Origin of the sequence: Anaerosalibacter massiliensis (assembly GCF_024623155.1) — a bacterium.
In the GTDB taxonomy this organism is placed as follows: Bacteria; Bacillota; Clostridia; order Tissierellales; family Sporanaerobacteraceae; genus Anaerosalibacter; species Anaerosalibacter massiliensis.
Genome location: NZ_JANJZL010000002.1, coordinates 311,280 through 329,989 on the forward strand (window position 1 = coordinate 311,280; position 18,710 = coordinate 329,989).

Sequence of the window (18,710 nt, forward strand, 5' to 3'; positions counted from 1 at the left end):
GTCAGCTTAAATAATTACTTTATCCTTGTGTACTACAGGCTTAACTTTCTTTACCCATGCTAGTATTGTAGATTTAGATAAGCTATATTCATTTTTAAGACCTTTTAACTAATTTTTTTATTACAAAAATTATAACTAATTCAATTTATTAAATGTATATTTAGAAAAAATTGACATAATAAAAGAACAAATAATAGCTCCTATAAGCACAATTTGGGGAGAGTTGAGCCAGTTTTGAAACAATACTCCATATAATGCTTGACCAATAGGCATAGCACATAAAGATAGTCCTAATAGACAGGAAATTACTTTTCCTACTATTCGAGGTGGAGTTTGTATCTGTACAAATGTCATTATTTGAATACTAAACATAATTGCAAATATCATAATAAAAAACCCCATTGTAGATATTATAATATAGGTAAACAAAGATGCTGTTGTATATGATAATGCTAATATCATAGGAATAATTGAAAATGTGCAAGCTATCAATAGATAGTGCAAGTTTTTAATGTTTAATTTTTCACTTAAAATCCCCGTAATAATTCCTCCTATAATTGAGTCCATTGCTATTACCCCTTGTGTTATACCATATAATTCATCACTAAAATTTAGTGTTTTTATTATAATAGATGGCATACCAACAATAAGCATTGATGTTAAAAATGGATTAAATGCAGAAATTATCAATATAGATTTTCCTAAAATTGATTTCTCTTTCAATATAAATTTAATACTTAATGACATATCAGCCTTAATAATAGAAAATATACTCTCAGAAGACACATTTTCATCAAAAGGAATGTCAATAAATATCTCTATAATTGCAGAGAAAACAAAACATATTATACTAACTATTAGAATAGGCATAATTCCATAAACACCAAAAAGGATTCCTCCAATCGCAGGTCCTATTAAATTAACCAAAGAGTTAACCAAGTTTATAATCGAGTTTCCCTATATTATTTTATCTTTATTTAAAAGCAAAGGAATACTAGACTGAACTGCTGGCTGATAAGTTCCTTGTATTCCATATAAAGTCATTAGAATAAAAATTAAAAACGGAACAAAGGATATGTTTTTATAAAATAAAACATAAACTAATACAATAATTGCTGTCAAAAAATCTAAAATAACCATTATATTTCGTTTATTTTTTCTGTCAGCAATAATCCCACCAATTAAAGACATAATTATCATAGGAATAAATGATAGTGCTGAAACGATCCCAAATAAAGCTACAGAACCAGTTTTTCTTAGTAAATAGAGGGATAGAACAAACTGTAAAATTGCATTTCCAAACAAAGAAATAATTTATTTTCCATATGAAACATCTCCTTCTATCTTGAATACCAACCGTTGGTATGTATATGTTTTTTTAATAGCTGTCTACTTAAAGACAGCTATTAAAATTTTATACTATCTTGTTGATAAAGTTTTCAATTTAATAATTTTCTCACACATATTTTCATTTAAAATATCGATTCCCATCCCTTTAAACAAGATATCACAAAACTTTATTTTGTTTATTAGTTCCTCAACAGGCACATCATAGACTAATGGATTTATCCAAATGTTAAAAAGTAATATTATTACTTCTGCTAATTCTTTAGGATAATCTGTTTTAATTGAGCCATCTTGCAAACCCTGTTCTATAATTGGTTGCATATAATTAGGAACAATATCCTCCATAAGTTCTTTCATTTGCATAACAAGCAAGTTAGGATTATCCCATAATTTTGGTGAGTCCGGAAACATTAAATCTTGATTTGAATTTTCTATAGAGTACTTAAATATTTTTCTTAACTTTTTTAATCCTGTTAATTCCCTACTATTTATTATACTTAACATAGAAGTTTTTGTAGAAGAATAAATACGTTTAGATACAGCTTCTAAAATTTCTTCCTTAGATTTAAAGTGATGATATATAGCATCTTTACTTAAACCTCCAAGATTATTTACTATGTCTTGAATAGAGGTATTTTCATATCCTTTTTGAATAAATAGTTCCAAGGATACGTCTAAAATGCGTTCTATAGTTTCTTCAGGATATTTATTCCTAGCCACAAGATCACTCCTCTTTCCATACATACCAATAGTATGTATACTGTAACATGATTTTTTTCCCTTGCCATTTACTAATATTTAGGCATAGAAAAAGCCCTGAAATAAATTCTTCAGAGCTAAACATTCTTTTTTATATTATTAGTCTATATAAGATTATTCTGGTAATATATCTACATATCTCTCCATTACCTTATTCTTTAATATAACTGATACTATTGTTGAAACAAACTCAGCTATTGGATAAGCTGCCCATACCCAATTCAATCCTATAAATGACAATAAATATGCTACTGGTATTATTATAATTAATTGCCTTAAAAAAGTCACTATTAAACTATATCTTCCTAAACCAAGAGCTTGAAAAAATGTTGAATTAGTTATTCCTATTGCTGCAAATACAAAAGATATTGATATAATTCTCAAAGTATATGCACCCATATTTATCATTTCTTGACTATTTGAAAATATGCTCATAAGCTGCTTAGGAAATAACTGAAATAAAATAGTTCCTATTAACATTATAATAATAGTTAATCTCATTCCCCATTTAAAAGTCTCTTTTACTCTTTCTTTATTTTCAGCACCATAATTATAACCCATTAATGGTAATACTCCTTGACTTAACCCGAATACTGGTAAGAATATAAAGGATTGCAATTTTAAGTATATCCCTAAAATTGACACTGCCATTTCAGAATGCCTTATTAAAATCAAATTCATTATTGTAGTTACTAAAGCTGCTATTGACTGCATTATAATACTTGGAAAACCTACATTATATATTTGTTTTATAATACTCTTTGAAAATTTAAACTTGGAAAAATCCATATTTAAATCTATTTTATTTGAAAATAATACAATTATTCCAAGTATTGCTCCAGCACCTTGTCCTATCAAAGTTGCCAACGCTGCACCTTTTATACCCATAGCAGGAAATCCAAATAAACCAAAAATCATTATTGGATCTAAGATTATGTTTAATACTGCACCTATTAGTTGTATAATCATCGTCCAAATCATTTTTCCTGTTCCTTGAATTGTCTTCTCTATCGTAATCTGTATAATTGACAAAAAAGCAAAATTACTTACTAAACTTAAATATTCTATACCCAGATGTTTAACTTCAGGATCTTTTGTAAAATAGTTAAAAAAATCATTTATTAAAGTATATCTAAAAATAACAAATATTAATGAAGATAAAGTAGCAATAATAAGTCCGTGCAATGCCGCTTGATCAGCTTTCTCTTGTTTTTTTGAACCAAGTGATCTTGAAATTAGAGAATTTAGTCCAGTCCCTGTACCTACTCCTAAAGCTATTATTATTATTTGAATTGGATAAGACAATGAAGTTGCTCTTAAAGCTTTTTCACTTAGTTTTGCTACAAAATATGAATCTACTATGTTATATAATGATTGTATCAGCATAGATAACATAACAGGTAAAGACATTTTTATAAGTAACGGAAGAATGTTTTCATATCCCATAGGATTTCTATTTTCAAAATTTTGTTTCATTTAATACCTCCTCAATATAGAAATCTTTCAATATCTCATAGTATCAAATTAACAAAATTTAATCCACTAAAAAACGACAAGATTTTACTCTTGCCATTTTTTATTCTTTCTTACATAAACTTTTGGGAAATCATCATAAAAAATATTATTGCTCCTACAACAGCATATAAACCATTGATAACAGTACATACTTTCATAAGATTGTTTTTAACCTTACCTTTCATATATACATAAATAGTAAAGATGCCGCTGAAAATCATAAAAACAGCATAAGCAGAAATCATAATTTCTGCTGTGGGCGATTTCAATGCCCACGCATTAGTTCTAAGTGGAAGAATTGTCCACGGGATAAAAAGCATAATTATGTTGATAACAGTTAAAATTTTGTTTTTCATAATATTATCTCCCTTCAACCTGTCCGAATCGGATACAGGAAATAACTAAACATATAACGGTAAATGCCATAGCAACAGGAATCCATGGGAATAGTTTATATGAAAATGTTCCTAAGTTAGTTGCCATCTTATGCATTTCAGATGTAATTATCATGAAAGGATAGCACATTGGATATAAAAACCACATCTTTGTATTAATTGCCAAAACAGATGGAACGATGGTTGCTAAACCGATTCCAATTGAAAAAATCGGTGTCTGAATGCAAGTGGCTAACATCCAATAAACAGTTGCCATAGGAATAGAGGACAAATAAATCATTCCAGCTTCTTTTAGCACAATAAGTGGAGATAGTATAAACTGATAGTCCTGTATACTGGATGCAATAGCTGCACAAAGGAAATACATTGTTAACATTATTACCATTTGAACAACAGCAAGAATTAACAAAACCACAAATTTTGCCAAACATAATTTGAATCTACTTATGGGCAGCGAAAACATTTTTAAAATACCCCTATTACTTCTCTCCGTCTGATTTAGTAATACAGTGCAAATTACCAAGCTTGCTGGATACATAAACCATGCAAATCCCATAAAACTTTGAACAAGAAAGTTGTTTTCGGGGGAGATACCCTCCAACTGCGTATCAAAATTCAAATCAGCATTTATAACTGCTGGTATCCACAACAATACAATAGGTATCAGTAAAATCCAAAGAATTTTAGAATGTTGTATCTTTTTCAATTCAACCCCTATCAAAGATAAAAAACTCATTGAAATTTCCTCCTAACCTTTAAGTAAATTAGTTCAGCCATTCCAAATACTCCAGTTTCAATACCTACACCACATATAAATTGGAATATTCTAGTAGACTCTGTATCCCAAAGCGTTTGAAAAGGAAGAGCGAAGGGAAACAGTGAAAGTATAAAGTTTGTTTTAGGAATCATAGTAGCTACAAACATACATATAATCCCTACACCAAGAGAAATCCACATATTTTTACAAATCGATGCAATTCCTGTCATCAATATCAACGTAGGTACAGCAAGTATGGCTGCATATCCTATGCTCTTTAATAATTCAATTGCAAACTCATCATAAAGCGAAAACCAGTGATGTATACAGAAAGCAAGGGATGCCGCCTCTATAGCCAAGACAGCAATGATTGATACTGTTAAGATAAAAAATTTACTAAAAAAGTTGCTACTTTGTCTTATAGGTAGTGCATCCATTTTTTGCATAGCGTTATCGGCATATTCCGTATGGTACATGATGCATGCTCCAATAACAATCAAAAAAAGATTGAGCATTGCCATCATCTGCCAATTTGCATTGAACAAGATTTTCAAAGCCGGCTCTGGACTATTTACAAAGATTTCTGAGCGAAACATCATATTTCCTATAGGAACAAAGGCACTCAACAATCCACCTCCAAAAAATGCTGGCAAAAATCCAGTACGCTTTAGCTTTTTATACTCTAAACAAATGCTCATCTAATAGCACCTCGCTTCCGGTTATCCTCCTCAATCATTGTAAGGAACGTATCTTCCAATTTGTCTGTAGAATATCCTTTCTCACCAGCACTATATCTGAATTCATCCAAGGTACCTTCAAACAGAAGTTGTCCATGATTAAGAATACCAATATCATCTACCATCAATTCTATTTCCGACAGCAAGTGTGAAGATATTAAAACAGTACATTCAAATTTCTTTGGCAAGTAACGAATCAGATTTCGAACCTCATGAATTCCTACTGGATCAAGGCCGTTGGTAGGCTCGTCTAAAATAAGAATTGGCGGTTTACCAATTAAAGCACCTGCAAGTCCTAAACGCTGTTTCATTCCAAGAGAATATTTTTTAGCAAGTCGTTTGCGATGCTCTGTTAATCCCATTAAATCAAGAACTTCAGAAACAGAAGATTTGGGCAATCCTAAAATCTTTCGAATAATCTCCAAATTTTCTTCTCCACTAAGATTTCCGTAGAACGCTGGGCCTTCAATAAAAGAGCCTATTTCACTAAGAATTTTCAGTCTATCAGTAGGATAGGATTTACCATCAATGGTAAAAGACCCACTTGTTGGCTGCATCAATCCAAGAAACATTTTCATAATAGTAGACTTACCTGCTCCATTAGGTCCAAGTAAACCATATATGGAACCTTTGCGAATATGAAGATCCACATTGGAAACTGCCATAAAATCACTATATGATTTAGTCAATTTATTTGTTTCAATAATATTCATTTCAATCTACTCCTTTCTGGTTACTATACTTAGTTTACATGATTAACCTTATGCCAACCTTCTCTCTTCCTTACATCTACCTTACATTTTTAGAAGAATGATAAAAATATATATTTATGTGGTATTATTTATGTGTTATAATGGCAAAAATAAAGAAGGTGAATAATATGGATTATAATTTCTTGAAAAAAAAACGTATATTATTAGTTGATGATGAACAAGAACTATTAAATATGGTTGTTTCCATATTAAAAGAAGATGGATATGAAAATATAGCTACAGCCAAGAGTGTAAAAGAAGCACTTAAGGTTGCTTCTGAAACAAATCCTGAACTAGCTATACTTGACATCATGCTGCCAGATAGTGACGGCTTCTCTCTTATGGAACAATTGAAACAAACAAAAGATTATCCCATTCTTTTCTTGACTGCACGAGGTGAGGATGAAGACAAATTCAAAGGTTTTGGACTTGGCGCTGACGATTACATCGTAAAGCCGTTTTTACCAAAAGAATTAACACTTAGGATCGGTGCGATTCTTCGTAGGAGCTATAAGAACGAGAATCCTCTTGTGAAACTTCATGCAAGTGAAATTGATTTTGATAGAGCCGAAGTCATAAAAAACGGAGAACACATTGCCCTCACAGCAAAAGAGTATGATTTACTTTTGGCTCTATATCTCAATACTGGTAAGATTGTAACCATCGACGCATTGTGTGAAGCTGCCTGGGGTGATAATCCCTTTGGATATGAAAATTCCTTAATGGCACATATCCGCCGTATTCGTGAAAAAATCGAGGAAAATCCGTCCAAGCCCACTTCTCTGATAACCATAAGGGGGCTTGGATATAAGCTGAATGTGGAGGGAAAATAAGATGAAAAGTATACCAAAACTAATCAGACGTTTTATAGGTATATTACTTTTAAGCAGCTTTCTCTTAATTGTTTTTAATTTTATTGCTATAGCTGTTATCGGCTACAATCAGACTGCCAGTGGTTCTCCGTGGAAAACTGCAACGGACATGGCAAAGGCTCTTTCGAAAAGTAAAAACAGCTATATATTGTCTGAGAGCCTTTCAAAAGAACTGAACAGCAATAATACTTGGGCAATTTTAGTTGACAATAATACAAAGAATGTAATTTGGCATACAGAGAATCTACCAAACGAGATACCCACAGAATACAGCCTGTCAGATATATCAATGCTTACCCGTGGATATATCAAAGGATATCCTACTTTTACTGGTGAACACCAAGATGGTTTAGTTGTACTGGGTTTTCCAAAAACAAGCTATTGGAAGCACATGTACAACAGTTGGGACTATTGGTTCATTGCTAATTTTTTCAAAATCCTTTTATTGGTGTTGGGAGGAAATATTTTTGTTATCTTTGTTATCTACATGATTGCAAACACAAGATTACTGAAGTCCGTTAATCCAATTTTGAACGGAATCAGAAATTTACCACTTGAAAAACAGATTCATGTGAAAGAAAAAGGTGTATTATCTGAAATTGCTGCAAGCATTAACAAAACATCCGAGATACTAGAAACAAAGGATTACCAATTGAAACGGAAAGAAACAGCCCGTGCAAATTGGATTGCAGGGGTGTCTCACGACATACGGACACCACTTTCTATGATAATGGGATATGCTGGACAGTTAGAGTCCCACGCTCATCTCGCCGATGAAGAACGACAGAAAGCAGCTGTTATCCGTCGTCAAAGTGAACGAATAAAAAATTTAATCAATGATCTCAATCTGACATCCAAACTGGAATATAATATGCAACCTGTTAATCTCGAAAACATAAACATTGTATCAATCATTAGACAAGTAGTTGTTGATTTTATGAACATGGATATAGGCGAACAATATCCCATTGAATGGATAACAAGTGATGACATTACCACATGCTTTGTCAATGGGGATAAGGCATTATTAAAACGAGCTGTTACCAATATTATTCAAAACAGCATCAATCACAACGAAAATGGTTGCAATATATATATAACCATGATTGGAAAAGATGATAAATACGAAATACAAATTGATGATAATGGTATCGGTGCAACTGACGAACAAATTGAAAATCTGAGTAATACTCCGCATTATATGGTTTGTGATGAAAACACCACGGAACAGCGTCATGGTTTGGGACTACTCATTGTAAAACAAATTATGTCTGCACATCACGGAAGTGTTACAGTAGGACATAGTTCTTATGGTGGATTTTCTGTCACATTAACCTTACCTATGTATTTATAGAAGTCGTAGTAAAAAAATTAAAAGTGAGCATATTTATACATTTAAATATGCTCACTTTTAATTTATTAAGGCATAGAGTTTTCTATTTGTAACCTCACACGTTCTGCCTTTCTAATACTCTCTTTTAATCATATAGGTGCAATTTTATTCTCTAATATCTTATTACTGGACAGCCAATATACTTCACTAACCTCATCATCTGATATTGGCTTTGGATCACCTGATTGATATTTGCATATAAACACAATATCCATTTCTGCTTCTCCATTATCCAATATAAAAGGACTTGTTCTCCAAGTAATATGATGTTTTTGAAACTTGTAAAACAATTTCCTCTAATTATCTCTTATTTATTCTCATTATTATATCATAAATATGTTTTAAATAATAAAAAGCCCTTCCTCTATTTAATAAGGTTAGGGCTTTTATACTTTTAGCTTGATCTTTATGATGTTTTTTCAATGGCTTTGGATATTCAAATTTATGTTTTTTAGCAGTAGCTTGTAATATATAAACGAATAATCAATATTATATCAATTATTATTTACATGTGTTTTTTATTCTATTTGCATTTTTATTTAATAAAAGTGCAATTATTACAGTTGGGAATACAATTAACATTAGTTCTAATCCTGATGAAACTTTTGCCAGCTTCACTATAAGGGCTATTACAAAGGCTAATATAGCCAACTTATAGTTTCTAAATGCATAAGAAGCCATCATAGCACCAAATATTGCTGGTAAAACGTAATCAAATGCTTCATTTAGTGAGTTTGGTAAAAATTCTAATATTTGAACACCTGCTATACCAAAAATGACAAGTATTATTAAATTTACTACCACCGATGTACTTAATCCTATTGTGGATATTATATCTCCTTCTTTAGTTCCTTCCTTGACTCCAGCTATTTGTTGTGCAAGTATTGAACAAGGAAGTCTAAGATTTAATATGTTTCCTGCAAGCCAAGATACATATGTTCCTGTCAATCCTAAAATTGGATAATAACTAATAGGCTCTATTAACCAAAGGATACCCCAAGCCGCAACTATTGGAATAAATGCTTTCTTAATCATATCTAATCCTGGCCAAAGTCCATGACCTACAGCCAAGTAAATTGCAGGTAAAAATGCTAGAAATATGGATATTAACAGGGTAATTCTTCCCCACCTAATTACTCCTTTGCTATAATTCTCATAATCGAAATTATTTTTATTCTCCACTATTTCATCTCCTTACTCTAATTAATTGAATTAAAATGCCAGTGCACCAAACATACCCACTAACATTGATACTGGTAATGTCCATTCAGCTATCCAATCTTGTTTTAACTTCTTACATAACAATGTCATAATAACCATAACACCTGCTCCAATTATTGTTGCAAATGTTGATCTTGATATAACAAGAAAATTTGGAATTATATTTCTACTAAATATTGCCATCATAGTGGATAATACTATGAATGATAATATTTTTTCATCTCCCTTCGTTACCTTATGAAGTATTTTGTCATAACTAGGAGCGAAAAATATAACGTTTAACTGCCAAAAAATTCCTGATAACCCCATTGCCCAACAGATAGCTGCAAAAGCCATTGGTGTTATTTCATGTAATGTAAGTCCTAAACCTTCTGCTGCAAATGCTACGTTAGGTCCTTCAAATATTAAAGCACCTATTACTGATAATCTTTGCCATGCCATTGGTCCACCTATAAGCTTCATTAATCCAACTATACCAACTCCTATAGCACATGATGGTCCTATGGAAGTTATTATACTGGATCTTATACATCTGTTAAGCATATCTCTATCAAAACCAATTTCAAGTGCTGCTGAATAAGCACGCTTTAAGTATACCAATGCTTGTATTAAAGCTATTAAAACTATAGGCGCTGATACAACCCACATCATAGGTAAATTAGCAAATTCTAAGTAATCCATATCTTACCTCCTATCTCAATTTATCAATTATTTTGCAATTGGAGCTGGTGATAAAGCACATATAAATATCAACGGTTCATTTCCTGTATTTTTTGTATAATGAACACTTTCTGCTGGCATATAAACCGATAAATTTTTCTTTAATTCTATTTCTTCATCATCAACTGTCATATAGCCTTCTCCTGATAAGATAAAATAGGCCTCTTCATTAAAATGACTATGTGGTGGTAGTTCTTCACCTGGATACATATAAACTACTCCCATTCCTAATTGATCTGAACCATTTACTTCTGGATGAATAGTTCTAATAACTAATCCACCGACACCTTTAAATGCATAACCATCTTTAACTTCTACTGAATATTTAATATCCTTTTTCATTTTAATTCCTCCTTAAACTTATTATTTTATTAAAAATTTATCCTCAGCTAATCCTGACGGAGAATATATCCAAAGTAATTCTAGATCCATTTTTCCATCATTTATAAACGAATGTGATTCATTATAATCTAAACTTAGAATATCATTTTCTCTTATCCTAAATTCATGAGTGCCTTTATAGTTCTCTACTACTGCTATTCCATCTCCTTTATTTACATAAATGATTTCTTGATTATCTGTATGGTTATGCATCTCATGGACTTGTCCAGGTTTTATTATAGTTAATCCTAATGCAAAATCTTCTCTCCTAATTTCCGATTTAGGCGAAGCAAATAGTTTTACTTCTCTTTCATTCATTCCTTCTCCTATTTTTATACCTTTTTGTTCATATAAATTAATTAACTTCATAAATCATTCTCCTGAATTGTTTATATATTTACCATAATTTTTTATATATATTTATTAGATCATCTCTATTAAGTTCTACATAATTATTTGACATTAATCTTCCTTGATTTTCTATTACACTATCTGCAAATTCATATATTTCTTCTTCTTTTACTCCATATTCTCTTAAAGGTTTTTTCATTAATATTTTATTTAAAAGGTTTTCAAGTTCTTCATATACATTCTCTTCACTACATCCAATTACATCGCAGATAAATTTATTTAATTTTTCTAATTTACCACCTTCTGTTTTTTCACCATATTTTTCTAACACTCCTGTAAACATTGCATAATTAGCCTCTCCATGTGGTACATGATATATTCCTCCTAAAGGATAGCTCATAGCATGAACTGCAGCACATCCTGCATTTCCAAAAGATATTCCTGCAAATGTACTTGCTAATAATAGATCATTTAGAAGTGGTTTTCTTGCTTCTTCTCCATTTTCTGCTATTATTTTATAACTTTTAAGTATAGTTTCTATAGCTTTATATGAATACATTTCTGTAAAGGGAGATGTTTTCGGTGATAATAAAGATTCAACAGCATGAACTAAAGCATCTAATGAACTTGTTGCGAAAAATTTAAATGGTAATTTTTCTAATAATTCAGGTATAAGTACTGCTTTGTCTGGATACATTTCTTCTACTGCCATACCTTTTTTAGTTTTTCTGCTTCTAAGTTCAAGTATTGATACATTAGTAACTTCACTACCTGTACCACAAGTAGTTGGAACTACTATTAATTCTTTAGCTTTTTGAATATCTATTTTCCCATCGTATAAATCTAATACTGGGTATAATTCTTTTAAAGCAAAGAATTTAGCAACATCTATTGTAGTACCTCCTCCTACTGCTATTATTCTTTTATAATTTAGATCTTTTATATCGTTATAAATAGCTTCTACCATTTCATCTGATGGTTCTTCTTTGCCATACTTTTCTCTAAATAACACATGACATTCTAAATTTAGATCTCCAAAATATTGGTTATATCTTGATTCATTTGTTATTATTAAATCTGTTTTTTTTATGTTTATGTCCTCAATAAATTCTTTTACTTTATTGTACATATATATTTCTGGTTTTACTGCAAACTTTTTCATTTTATTCCACCTTTCTAAAAATGAATAGCTCTACCATTAGCAGCCATAAACGCTTCTGGTATTATTTCTGATACTGTAGGATGTGGATGAATAGAATTCATTATTTCTTCCGAAGTAGATTCTAAGTTCATTGCTGCTGCTATTTCAGCTATCATATCTGTAGCATGAATACTCATTATATGAACTCCTAGTATTTCATCTAATTCTACATCTAATATAACTTTTATCAATCCCTCTGTATTTCCTTCAACTACTGCTTTTCCATTCCCTATGATTGGAAATTTACCCACTTTAATTTTTCCATATTTTTCTTTAGCTTGCTCTTCGGTAAGACCTATTGAAGCAATTTCAGGATTTACATATATACAAGATGGTATCTTATCATATTCCATTTCTCTAAATTTTCCAAATATACTATCTAGTGCTACCATACCCTCATGACTTGCTGTATGAGCTAACATAGATTTACCATTTACATCTCCTATGGCATAAATATTTTGTATATTAGTTCTTAAATATTCATCTACTTTTATAGCTTTCCCATCTAATTCTATTCCTACGGCCTCTAAATTTAAGTTTTCAGTATTTGGAGTTCTTCCTATAGATAAAAGTGTATATTCACTAATAACAAACTCCTCTTTTCCTTTAAATTCATAATGAACTGTATTTTCATTTACAGATTTTACTCTTGCGTTATTTATGATTTTAACTCCAGACTTTTCTAAATTTCTCTTTAATATATTAGAGATTTCTTCATCAACCATAGGTAATATTCTATCCATCAATTCCAAAACTGTTACTTTTGTTCCTAATTTAGAGAATATATATGCAAATTCTATACCTATAACTCCTCCACCTATTATAGATATACTTTTTGGTATTTTTTCAAATTCTAAAGCTTCTTTACTTGTTATAATATTGGTTTCTCCAATTCTCTCTATAAATCTTGCTTCAGCTGTTTTAGATCCTGTAGCAATTATTATATTTTCAGAAGTTATTTCTTTACCATTAACTATTACTGTATTTTTATCTTTAAAACTTGCTTCTCCATTAAATATTTCTACTCCATTGGATTCTAATAGACTTTCTGTTCCTCCAACTAATTGTTTTCTAACCATCTCTTTTCTCTTTTGAAGTTTTTCCATAGATACCTTTACATTTTTAGTATCTAAGCCTTCAATTGCAAATTCACTAGATCTTTTTATTTCTTCTAAAACATTTATAGTTTTTATTAAAGTTTTTGTTGGAATACATCCTTCATTTAAACAAACTCCACCAAAATTTTCTTTTTCTATAACACAGGTTTTCTTCTCTCTTTGTGCTGATTTAATAGCGGTAGCGTATCCTCCTGGACCGCCACCTATTACAGTTACTTCAAAATCCATTTTTTTACCCCCTATTACATTAAAATTTTAATAGGATTTTCTAAAATTTCTCTAACATATCCTAAGAACTCTGCTGCTAATAATCCATCTATAATTCTGTGATCTACTGAAAGCTGCATATTCATCATTGGTCTTATTAAAATGATATCTTCTCCATCTTTATTAGTTTTTACAACAGGTTTTTTATTAATTGAACTTACCGCTAAAATTGCTAATTCTGGTGGATTTATTATCGCTGTAAAACTATCTATTCCGAACATTCCTAAATTAGATATAGTAAAAGTCCCACCGTTATATTCTTCACTTAATAGTTTTCCTACTCTAGCTCTAGAAATTAAATCTTTTGTTTCTTTTGCTACATCTTGAATAGTTTTTTCTTGTATATTTTTAACTACTGGAACAACTAATCCATTATTACCTGCAACTGCTATACCTATATTTATACTTTCATACTGTTCAATTACATCTCCTACTAATGATGCATTTATTTCTGGATATTTCTTAAGAGCTTTACCTAAAGCATAGGCTAGTAAATCTGTTGAAGAAATTTTTAAATCAGAGTTTTCATTCAATTCTTTTCTAAATTTAGTTAAATTTGTAGTATCTACATCATTACTAAAGTACAAATGTGGAGCTGTAAATTTACTTTCAGATAACCTATCTCCTATTATTTTTCTAACACCTGAATATGGGATAGTATCTTTAACTCTCTTAGTATGGTCTTCTTGTAATATATTGGATTTTCTTTGAACATCATCTTTAACGATTTTTCCTCCTACTCCAGTTCCTTCTACTGTAGATATATCTAATCCTAATTTATGTGCTAATTTTTTAGCAATAGGTGATGCTTTAATATCTTTTTCAGTTATTCCACCTCTAAATCCTGTTCCTTCTATATTTTTTATACTATTTATATCTAAACTATTTTCTTTAACATATCTTCTAGCTCTTGGAGTCAGTTTTAAATCTGTGTCTATTACAACTTCTTCTATATTTTCAGTTTCTTCAACAATTTCTTCTTCTCCACTTTCTTCATCAGTTTCTATTCCATTTTCTTCATTATACTTTCTAAGTATTTCATCTGGATTTTCTCCACTTTCTCCTATTATTGCAATAGGAGTAAATACTGGCATTTCTTCTCCTTCTTCTACTAGAAGTCTAAGTACTATCCCATCTGTTACTGCTTCAACTTCCATCGTTGTTTTATCTGTATGTATCTCAAATAGTACTTCCCCTGAAGATACACTATCGCCTTCACTTTTATGCCATTTTACTAACTTACCTTCATCCATATTAAAGCCTAGTTTAGGCATTATAACTACTTCTGACATGATTATTCCTCCTCAATAAACTTATATCATTTCTCTTATTGCTTTTTCTATATCTTTTTCATCTGGTATTAGTGGGAATTCTAAAGCTGGACTAAATGGTAACGGAACATCTGCTGTACCTAATCTCTTAACTGGTGCATCTAAAGAATAGAATATGTCGTCCATAATTTTCATTGTTATTTCTCCACTTATTCCATAACTTTTGTGCCCTTCATCTATTATCAGTAATTTTCCTGTTTTTTCTACTGATTTTATTATTGTTTCTTTGTCAAAAGGTACTAAAGTTCTTGGATCTATTAATTCTACATTTATTCCTTCTTGTTTTAATTTTTTAACAACTTTTTCTGTTTTAACTAACATCATAGAAGTAGCTACAATTGTTATATCATCACCTTCATTAACAATTCTTGCCTGTCCAAATGGAATTGTATAGTCTTCATCTGAAGTTAAATCAAATTTTTCTGTATAAAGCATTTTATGTTCAAAGAATAATACTGGGTTATTATCTCTTATTGCAGTTTTTAAAAGTCCTTTTGCTTCTGCTGCAGTAGATGGAACTACCACTTTAAGTCCTGGACAATGTGCCGCCCAAGCATAAAATGATTGAGAGTGTTGAGCTGCTGATGATCTACCTCCACCTATTGGCATTCTTATTACCATCGGTACTCTGACTTGTCCACCAGACATATATGTTATTTTTGCAGCTTGGTTACAAATTTGATCTATTGCTACCATCATAAAATCACCAAACATTAATTCTACAACGGGTCTCAACCCTGTTATAGCTGCTCCTATACCTAGTCCTACAAATCCTGATTCAGATATTGGTGTATCTTTAACTCTTAGATCTCCATATTTTTCTAATAATCCAGCAGTACATTTAAAGTTACCACCTATTGTACCTACGTCTTCTCCCATTACAAAAACATTTTCATCTCTTGCCATTTCTTCATCTAATGCTTCTAAAATTGCATCTCTATACATTATGTTTCTCATGAAATTCCCTCCTAGTTATTTTTAAACTAAATACAAATTTTAATTAATCTACAAAAACATCTGTATATGCTTCTTCTATTTCTGGATATGGACTATCTTCAGCAAATTTAACTGCTTCTTTTATTTCATTTTCCACTTTTTCTTCTATTTCATTTATTTCTCTTTCATCTATTAATTCTAACTTCAATAAGTTTTTGATAGGGTCTTTAGCTTTCCAAGCCTCTAATTCTTTTTTATCTCTATAAGTTGCTGGGTCTCCAACGTGATGTCCTTGCCATCTATATGTCTTACATTCTATTAAAGTAGGTCCTCCGCCTTTTCTAGCTTTTTCAACAGCTTTAGATACGGTTTCATAAACCTCAAAAACATCATTTCCATTTATTGTAACTCCTTCTATTCCGTATCCTACTGATCTTTTTGATAATTGGTGTTCCTTTGTAACTTTTCTGATGTCTACAGATATGCCAAAACAGTTATTTTCAATAATATATATTATTGGCAAATCCCAAGCTGATGCCATATTAATACTTTCATGGAAAGTTCCTTGATTTGATGCAGAATCTCCAAAGAATGCTATTGTAACTTCTCCTGATTCTTTATATTTAGATTTGTATGCAGCACCTGTGGCAATTGGGATTCCTCCGCCAACAATACCATTTGCTCCTAAAATGCCTTTATCTAAAGCCATTATATGCATGGAGCCACCTTTTCCTTTAGAATATCCATCTTTTTTACCTAGAATTTCAGCCATCATTTTATTAAGATCGGCACCTCTTCCAACTAGGTGGCCATGACCTCTGTGAGTACTTGCTATATAATCATTTTTATCAAGAGCTGCACATGCACCTGTTGCAATAGCTTCTTCCCCTAAATATAAGTGTGCTAAACCTGGCATCATACCTTTTTTATAAAATTCAAATACTTCTTCTTCAAATCTTCTCATTCTATACATAACTTCATAAAACTTTTTTGCTAATACCTTTTTATTGTCTTCCATTACTTCTCCTCCTAGCTATTTTTTATATTATATTTATTTAAATAAGCTTCTCTAAGCTCTTGCCTAAAATCAGGATGAGCAATTTCTATTAATGCTTCTGCTCTTTGTCTTAAATTCTTACCTTTCAATCTTGCTATTCCATATTCTGAAACTATATAATCTACATCATTTCTAGATGTTGTTACCGCTGCTCCTTTATCTATAACAGGCACTATTTTTGAGACTTTCCCTTTAACTGTAGATGACATTGCTATAATTGATTTCCCATTTTTGCTCATGCTAGCACCTCTTACAAAATCTACTTGTCCGCCTACTCCACTTATTTGCATACTTCCTATACTATCTGAAACTACTTGTCCCATTAAATCAACTTGTACACAAGAGTTAATACAAACAATATTATCGTTTTTCATTATTTCCACTGGATTGTTTACAAAATCTGCACTTCTCATTTCTACCATTGGGTTATTATTAACAAAATCGTATAATTTTTTAGTTCCCATTAAAAATGTAGCTACCATTTTATTTTTAAAATATGTTTTCTTACTATTGTTTATAACGCCAGCATTTACAAGATCTACTACTCCATCGGAAAACATTTCTGAATGAATTCCTAAATCTTTTTTATCATATAAACAAGACAATACTGCATCTGGAATTCCTCCTATTCCAAGTTGAAGTGTATCACCATCATTTATTAGACTCGCACAATGTCTTCCAATTTCTTTTTCTATCTTTCCGATTTTTGGAGGAATAAGTTCTATAATCGGCTCATCTTTTTCAACGATAAAATCCATTTCTGATACATGTATAAAACAGTCACCTAAAGTCCTAGGCATATGTTTATTTACTTGTACTATTACTAATTTAGCCCTTTTACATGCTTCTTTAGTATAATCTACAGATACACCAAAACTACAATATCCATGTTCATCTGGTGAACTTGCTTGTATAAGGGCTACATCTACAGGAAGTAACTCTCTAAAAAGACTTGGTATTTCTGAGAAGAATACAGGTATGTAATCTGCTCTACCTTCTTTTACCGCTTCTCTTGTTGTACTTCCTACAAATAGAGAATTATGTCTAAAATGTTTCTCCATTCCTTTTTCTACATATTTAGATTTTCCCATTGCTACCATATGAACAATTTCAACATCTTCATAACAATCCTTATTTTCTACCATAGCATCAATAAGGGTTTGGGGTTCTCCTACAGCATGTCCTACAACTACTCTATCTCCAGATTTTATTTGGTTTACTGCTTCCTCTGGAGTTACCAATTTACTATCATAAATTTTTCTCCATTCCATATATTTCAACTCCATATATTTCGTCTAATTTATCTTTAATATTTTCTTAGCAAAACTAATTAAATCTTCATCTACTGAACTATCTAACTTTATATTTCCAATTTCACTACCTAAATTTTCTCTTAAAATCCTTTCCACTATATCTTCCGTAGTCATTTGGGCAGAAGGACAATTCTTACAGTTCCCTGTAAGTCTTATAACTAATTCTTTATCTACAAGAGATTTTATTTCTATATCACCTCCATGTAGCCTTAACTTTGGTCTAATATCTTTTTCTATTATTTTTTCTATTTTATATCTAAGTTCCATGATGTCCTCCTGCTATTTTA

At 30.9% G+C, this 18,710-nt stretch carries 20 protein-coding genes and 1 pseudogene; 2 read left to right on the forward strand and 19 right to left on the reverse strand.

Annotation, left to right across the window (positions count from 1 at the left end):
- Window positions 1–135: 135 nt before the first annotated feature.
- From NSA23_RS04560 to NSA23_RS04590, 7 genes and pseudogenes are all read right to left on the reverse strand, one after another.
- Window positions 136–1,305, reverse strand: a pseudogene (locus NSA23_RS04560) (MFS transporter).
- 114 nt (window positions 1,306–1,419) lie between these two features.
- On the reverse strand, window positions 1,420–2,067 hold the full coding sequence (locus NSA23_RS04565; protein WP_257490273.1) for a TetR/AcrR family transcriptional regulator: 648 nt from the start codon (window positions 2,065–2,067) through the stop codon (window positions 1,420–1,422).
- Between the two features lie 153 nt (window positions 2,068–2,220).
- Window positions 2,221–3,582 (reverse strand): MATE family efflux transporter, encoded by a 1,362-nt coding sequence (locus NSA23_RS04570; RefSeq protein WP_042678399.1) that lies wholly within the window; start codon window positions 3,580–3,582, stop codon window positions 2,221–2,223.
- A gap of 110 nt (window positions 3,583–3,692) precedes the next feature.
- Entirely contained in the window at window positions 3,693–3,977 is a 285-nt protein-coding gene (locus tag NSA23_RS04575) for a hypothetical protein (protein ID WP_042678398.1), read from the reverse strand.
- 4 nt (window positions 3,978–3,981) lie between these two features.
- Window positions 3,982–4,752: an ABC transporter permease gene (locus NSA23_RS04580; RefSeq protein ID WP_257490274.1), complete on the reverse strand. Its 771-nt coding sequence runs from the start codon at window positions 4,750–4,752 to the stop codon at window positions 3,982–3,984.
- The gene (locus NSA23_RS04585) at window positions 4,749–5,471 is read right to left on the reverse strand and encodes an ABC transporter permease (protein WP_042678395.1); all 723 of its coding nucleotides are present in this window, start codon (window positions 5,469–5,471) and stop codon (window positions 4,749–4,751) included. The genes NSA23_RS04580 and NSA23_RS04585 overlap by 4 nt, the downstream gene beginning before the upstream one ends.
- Window positions 5,468–6,223: an ABC transporter ATP-binding protein gene (locus NSA23_RS04590; RefSeq protein ID WP_042678394.1), complete on the reverse strand. Its 756-nt coding sequence runs from the start codon at window positions 6,221–6,223 to the stop codon at window positions 5,468–5,470. The genes NSA23_RS04585 and NSA23_RS04590 overlap by 4 nt, the downstream gene beginning before the upstream one ends.
- Window positions 6,224–6,363: 140 nt before the next feature.
- Here NSA23_RS04590 and NSA23_RS04595 point away from each other — a divergent pair, with 140 nt between their 5' ends.
- Window positions 6,364–7,095, forward strand: coding sequence for a response regulator transcription factor (locus NSA23_RS04595; protein WP_257490275.1), 732 nt, complete (start codon window positions 6,364–6,366; stop codon window positions 7,093–7,095).
- A gap of 1 nt (window position 7,096) precedes the next feature.
- A complete protein-coding gene (locus tag NSA23_RS04600; protein WP_257490276.1) occupies window positions 7,097–8,488 on the forward strand; it encodes a sensor histidine kinase in 1,392 nt (463 codons plus the stop codon).
- 128 nt (window positions 8,489–8,616) lie between these two features.
- Here the strand turns inward: NSA23_RS04600 and NSA23_RS04605 are convergent, their stop codons facing one another.
- The 12 genes from NSA23_RS04605 to NSA23_RS04660 form a co-directional block, all read right to left on the reverse strand.
- Complete coding sequence (locus NSA23_RS04605) at window positions 8,617–8,763, reverse strand: NUDIX hydrolase (protein ID WP_147524957.1); 147 nt, start codon at window positions 8,761–8,763, stop codon at window positions 8,617–8,619.
- Window positions 8,764–9,028: 265 nt separating this feature from the next.
- Window positions 9,029–9,709, reverse strand: a complete 681-nt coding sequence (locus tag NSA23_RS04610; protein ID WP_257490277.1) for a hypothetical protein — start codon at window positions 9,707–9,709, stop codon at window positions 9,029–9,031.
- Window positions 9,710–9,739: 30 nt separating this feature from the next.
- Window positions 9,740–10,429 (reverse strand): DUF5058 family protein, encoded by a 690-nt coding sequence (locus NSA23_RS04615; RefSeq protein WP_257490278.1) that lies wholly within the window; start codon window positions 10,427–10,429, stop codon window positions 9,740–9,742.
- A 27-nt stretch (window positions 10,430–10,456) separates the two neighbouring features.
- A complete protein-coding gene (locus NSA23_RS04620) occupies window positions 10,457–10,810 on the reverse strand; it encodes a dimethylsulfonioproprionate lyase family protein (protein WP_257490279.1) in 354 nt (117 codons plus the stop codon).
- A gap of 21 nt (window positions 10,811–10,831) precedes the next feature.
- Window positions 10,832–11,218: a cupin domain-containing protein gene (locus tag NSA23_RS04625; RefSeq protein WP_042678390.1), complete on the reverse strand. Its 387-nt coding sequence runs from the start codon at window positions 11,216–11,218 to the stop codon at window positions 10,832–10,834.
- 28 nt (window positions 11,219–11,246) lie between these two features.
- Window positions 11,247–12,362 (reverse strand): 4-hydroxybutyrate dehydrogenase, encoded by a 1,116-nt coding sequence (locus tag NSA23_RS04630; protein WP_257490280.1) that lies wholly within the window; start codon window positions 12,360–12,362, stop codon window positions 11,247–11,249.
- Between the two features lie 14 nt (window positions 12,363–12,376).
- Window positions 12,377–13,747 carry a dihydrolipoyl dehydrogenase gene (lpdA, locus tag NSA23_RS04635; protein WP_257490282.1) on the reverse strand — a complete coding sequence of 457 codons (1,371 nt, stop codon included), beginning with the start codon at window positions 13,745–13,747 and terminating at the stop codon, window positions 12,377–12,379.
- A 14-nt stretch (window positions 13,748–13,761) separates the two neighbouring features.
- Window positions 13,762–15,078, reverse strand: a complete 1,317-nt coding sequence (locus NSA23_RS04640; protein WP_257490283.1) for a dihydrolipoamide acetyltransferase family protein — start codon at window positions 15,076–15,078, stop codon at window positions 13,762–13,764.
- 21 nt (window positions 15,079–15,099) lie between these two features.
- Window positions 15,100–16,074, reverse strand: a complete 975-nt coding sequence (locus NSA23_RS04645; protein WP_257490284.1) for an alpha-ketoacid dehydrogenase subunit beta — start codon at window positions 16,072–16,074, stop codon at window positions 15,100–15,102.
- A gap of 43 nt (window positions 16,075–16,117) precedes the next feature.
- Entirely contained in the window at window positions 16,118–17,071 is a 954-nt protein-coding gene (locus NSA23_RS04650; RefSeq protein WP_257490285.1) for a thiamine pyrophosphate-dependent dehydrogenase E1 component subunit alpha, read from the reverse strand.
- An 11-nt stretch (window positions 17,072–17,082) separates the two neighbouring features.
- The gene (locus NSA23_RS04655) at window positions 17,083–18,381 is read right to left on the reverse strand and encodes an acetyl-CoA hydrolase/transferase family protein (protein ID WP_257490286.1); all 1,299 of its coding nucleotides are present in this window, start codon (window positions 18,379–18,381) and stop codon (window positions 17,083–17,085) included.
- Between the two features lie 24 nt (window positions 18,382–18,405).
- The gene (locus tag NSA23_RS04660; RefSeq protein ID WP_042679348.1) at window positions 18,406–18,690 is read right to left on the reverse strand and encodes a NifU family protein; all 285 of its coding nucleotides are present in this window, start codon (window positions 18,688–18,690) and stop codon (window positions 18,406–18,408) included.
- Window positions 18,691–18,710: the final 20 nt, after the last annotated feature.

Coding starts and splice junctions, on each gene's coding strand:
- NSA23_RS04590 (WP_042678394.1), bottom strand. CDS start 6,223: ATGAATATTATTGAAACAAATAAATTGACTAAATCATATAGTGATTTT.
- NSA23_RS04595 (WP_257490275.1), top strand. CDS start 6,364: ATGGCAAAAATAAAGAAGGTGAATAATATGGATTATAATTTCTTGAAA.
- NSA23_RS04640 (WP_257490283.1), bottom strand. CDS start 15,078: ATGTCAGAAGTAGTTATAATGCCTAAACTAGGCTTTAATATGGATGAA.
- NSA23_RS04625 (WP_042678390.1), bottom strand. CDS start 11,218: ATGAAGTTAATTAATTTATATGAACAAAAAGGTATAAAAATAGGAGAA.
- lpdA (WP_257490282.1), bottom strand. CDS start 13,747: ATGGATTTTGAAGTAACTGTAATAGGTGGCGGTCCAGGAGGATACGCT.
- NSA23_RS04615 (WP_257490278.1), bottom strand. CDS start 10,429: ATGGATTACTTAGAATTTGCTAATTTACCTATGATGTGGGTTGTATCA.
- NSA23_RS04575 (WP_042678398.1), bottom strand. CDS start 3,977: ATGAAAAACAAAATTTTAACTGTTATCAACATAATTATGCTTTTTATC.
- NSA23_RS04645 (WP_257490284.1), bottom strand. CDS start 16,074: ATGAGAAACATAATGTATAGAGATGCAATTTTAGAAGCATTAGATGAA.
- NSA23_RS04600 (WP_257490276.1), top strand. CDS start 7,097: ATGAAAAGTATACCAAAACTAATCAGACGTTTTATAGGTATATTACTT.
- NSA23_RS04650 (WP_257490285.1), bottom strand. CDS start 17,071: ATGGAAGACAATAAAAAGGTATTAGCAAAAAAGTTTTATGAAGTTATG.
- NSA23_RS04655 (WP_257490286.1), bottom strand. CDS start 18,381: ATGGAATGGAGAAAAATTTATGATAGTAAATTGGTAACTCCAGAGGAA.
- NSA23_RS04660 (WP_042679348.1), bottom strand. CDS start 18,690: ATGGAACTTAGATATAAAATAGAAAAAATAATAGAAAAAGATATTAGA.
- NSA23_RS04570 (WP_042678399.1), bottom strand. CDS start 3,582: ATGAAACAAAATTTTGAAAATAGAAATCCTATGGGATATGAAAACATT.
- NSA23_RS04620 (WP_257490279.1), bottom strand. CDS start 10,810: ATGAAAAAGGATATTAAATATTCAGTAGAAGTTAAAGATGGTTATGCA.
- NSA23_RS04630 (WP_257490280.1), bottom strand. CDS start 12,362: ATGAAAAAGTTTGCAGTAAAACCAGAAATATATATGTACAATAAAGTA.
- NSA23_RS04580 (WP_257490274.1), bottom strand. CDS start 4,752: ATGAGTTTTTTATCTTTGATAGGGGTTGAATTGAAAAAGATACAACAT.
- NSA23_RS04585 (WP_042678395.1), bottom strand. CDS start 5,471: ATGAGCATTTGTTTAGAGTATAAAAAGCTAAAGCGTACTGGATTTTTG.